The organism is Arthrobacter sp. P1_C12_2 (genome assembly GCF_056406415.1).
On record NZ_JBFUAF010000045.1, the window covers coordinates 1 to 3,336 of the forward strand.

Below are 3,336 nucleotides of genomic sequence, written 5' to 3' on the forward strand. Positions count from 1 at the left end.
GCCGCAGCGCGGCGGTGTTCACTACGGCCATGTGGCCGGAGTTGTGCCGGATGAACAGCGGCCGATCCCCGGTGATCCGGTCCAGCACCGCAATGTCCGGGAACTCGCCGCCGTGCTGCGTTTGGCTGAAGCCGGTGGCCATCAGCCATTTCGTGTGCTGATCTGGGGTCCTTTCCTCATCGGTTATGCCAACCGTTGCCATGTCCGCTTCCAGCATGGCGTAGAGCTGGTCGAGGCCGCTAGCGGTGGACACGTCCACTTCGCCCAGGCCCAGCCCGAACCACGTGGTGTGGCAGTGGGCGTCGATGAAGCCCGGCGTCACGGTGGCGCCGTCCAAGTCCAGAACCTCGAAGGCGTCGAGCCCCTCCACCTCCTCATCAAGTCCCACCACGAGGCCCTGCCAGACGCCCAGTGTGTGGGCGGCCGGGCGGTCCGCGTTCATCGTGATGATGTTGGCGTTGCGGAGCAGGAGATCGAGTTTCATGGGCTACCTAGCGTTTGGAACCGGCGGTTTAGCGGTGGGAGGTGGTGACGGATTTGATGCGCGTGTAATCCTCCAGGCCGAAGACCGAGAGGTCCTTGCCGGTGCCGGAGTGCTTGAAACCGCCGTGCGGGGCCTCGGCGGGGATCACCTGGTGGCAGTTGATCCACACGCACCCGAAGTCCAGTTCATTGGAGACCCGGGTGACCACGCCGTGGTTGTTGGACCAGACGCTGGAGGCCAGGGCGTACTTGGTGCCGTTGGCGAGCTCGATGGCCGCTTCCTCCGTGGCGAAGGGCTGCACCGTGAGCACTGGACCGAAGATCTCGTCGCACACCACCTCGTCGCTCTGGAAGACGCCGTCGATCACGGTGGGTTCGAAGTGGTAGCCGGTGCCGGTGCGCTTGCCGCCGGCGAGGACCGTGGCGTTGGCCGGGAGCCGGGACATGAAGCCCTCCACCCGCTCAAGCTGGGCGGCGCTGTTCAGCGGACCGAGGTCCGCGGCCTCGCCGCCCACGGTGAGCGCGGCCGCCGCGGCACCGAGCGCCGCCGCGAACTCGGTGTGGATGGTTTCGTGCACCAGTACGCGGGTCACGGCGGTGCAGTCCTGGCCGGCGTTGAAGAACGCACTCAACGCGATCTCCTTGGCTGTCAGCTGAATGTCGACGTCGGCGAAGACGATCGCGGGTGCCTTGCCGCCGAGCTCAAGGTGGACGTCCTTGAGCGTTTTGGCCGCGGCCGACATGACCTGCGCCCCGGCCCGGGTCGAACCAGTGATGGACACCATTTCCGGGATCTCGTGATCCACCAAGGCGGCACCGGTCCCCCGGCCGCCGCAGACAATGTTCACGACGCCGGCCGGGAACACTTCCTGGGCCAGCTCACCCAGCACAACCGTGGACCACGGCGTGGTGTCGGCCGGTTTCAGGACGAGCGTGTTCCCGGCGGCGAGGGCCGGGCCGATCTTCCAGATGGCCATCATGAACGGGTAGTTCCAGGGAGTAATCTGGGCGACCACGCCGAGCGGTTCCCGGCGGACCGTCGAGGAGAATCCCCTCACGTATTCAGTCTGTGCCGTGCCGGACACCACCCGGCACGCACCGGCGAAGAAGCGGAGCTGGTCCGCGCCCCTCAGGATTTCGATCTCCCTGGTGATCTGCCGGGGCTTTCCGGTACAGGCGACTTCCGCCTCAAGCAGCCGGTCGGCGTTGGCCTCGATCAGGTCAGCGAGTTTGAGCATCATGGCCTGGCGTTCCGCCGGGGTGGTCCGTCTATAGCTCGTGAACGCCGTGTGCGCGGCCTGGAACGCGCTGTCTACCGTGGCGGCGTCGCTGTCCGGTGCGCTGCCGAGCTGGACTCCGGTGGCCGGATCGAAGAAAGGCAAGGAGGCCGCTGCCGGAACGGACTGGCCATTGATGATGTTATTCAGGGTGATCATGGAATGCTCCGGTCAGTTGCTGGCGGTCTGGGGCGAGCGGGTGGCTGGGTCCTGCGGCAGGTGCAGGACCGCCGGCAGCCCGGATTCGACGGCGCGGCGGAACGCAGCGCCGAAGTCCTCGGCCTTCTCCACACGTTCGCCGTAGCCGCCGTAGGACCGAGCCAGCGCGGCGAAGTCCGGGTTGGTCATGTGCGTGCCCGAGGGGCGGCCCGGGTAGTGGCCTTCTTGGTGCTCACGGATCGTGGCGAAGATGCCGTTATCCACCACGAGGGCGATGAACTTCCCGCCATGGCCCATGGCGGTGGCCATTTCCTGGCCGTTCATCATGAAGCAGCCGTCGCCGGCCACGGAGATCACCTGGCGGCCGGGATAGGCCAGGGAGGCAGCCACCGCGGCCGGGATCCCCATGCCCATGGCACCGTTGCGGGGCGCGGCGAGGGAGTTCGCCGTGTTGTGCTTGAGGTAGCGGGCCGGCCACAGCGAGTGGTTCCCGGCGCCGTACGTGATGACGGCGTCGTCGTCCATTTCCTGCTTGAGGATTTCCATCACGACGGCGAGGTCCACGCCGGTTCCACCGTCAGGCTGCGCGGTGGAGAATTTTTCGTAGTCCGCGCGGGCCCCGGCCAGCCAGCCGGCCGCGGGTTCCACTGCGGATTCCGTGGCGGCGAGTGCGGTGGCGAAGGACGCGACGTGGGCCGGGATGTGCTGGTCCAGGCGGCCGAAGTGGCCCAGCAGATCGGCGCCGGGGTGGACGACGACGGTGACGGCATCCAGTCCGCGCTTGTAGCCGTCGGAGAGCACGTCGGCGCGGACGCAGCCGACGAACACCAGCAGATCGGCCTCATCGAGGCGGCGGGCGTTGGCGTCGCTGCGGGCGTAGCCGAGGTAGCCGGCGTAGGCGTCGCTGCTGTGCGGCACGGCGTCATAGGCGCGGAAATCCGCGAGCACGGGGATGCCGTGGCGGGAGGACCAGCCGGCCAGAGCGTCGGAGGATTCCTGGTTCCAGCCTTCGCCGCCCACCACGATCAGGGGCTTCTTGGCCGCGGCCAGCTTCGCCTCCAGGCCGGCGAGGTCCGCCGCTGACGGATCGGGCCGGGCGACGGTGCGGGGTTCCACGGTGCCGGATTCAATGGCGTGGACCAACACGTCTTCGGGGAGGCCGATCACAACGGGACCCGGCCGGCCGCTCAGGGCCGTGAAGATGGCATCGTCCACCACGCGGGCGGCGGAAGCGGCGTCGTCAAGCGTCACGACCTTCTTGGCGGTGCTGCGGAACCAGGCGTTGATGTCGAATTCCTGGAACGACTCCCGGCCGCGGTCCGCGACCGGGATGAGGCCCACGAACAGGATCAGCGGGGTGGCGTCCTGGTGTGCGGTGTGGATGGCGATGAAGGCGTTGGCGGCACCGGGACCACGG

The 3,336-nt window shown here is 67.9% G+C and carries 3 protein-coding genes; all 3 read right to left on the bottom strand.

The window, feature by feature from the left end; genetic code table 11:
• On the bottom strand, positions 1-484 hold a 484-nt coding region (locus tag AC1DZQ_RS22435; protein ID WP_476965564.1), incomplete at its 3' end, for an amidohydrolase family protein.
• Positions 485-512: 28 nt separating this feature from the next.
• Entirely contained in the window at positions 513-1,919 is a 1,407-nt protein-coding gene (locus AC1DZQ_RS22440) for a gamma-aminobutyraldehyde dehydrogenase (protein WP_476965565.1), read from the bottom strand.
• A gap of 12 nt (positions 1,920-1,931) precedes the next feature.
• The coding region (locus AC1DZQ_RS22445) for a thiamine pyrophosphate-dependent enzyme (protein WP_476965566.1) at positions 1,932-3,336 on the bottom strand (1,405 nt) is incomplete at its 5' end.

Coding starts and splice junctions, on each gene's coding strand:
- AC1DZQ_RS22440 (WP_476965565.1), bottom strand. CDS start 1,919: ATGATCACCCTGAATAACATCATCAATGGCCAGTCCGTTCCGGCAGCG.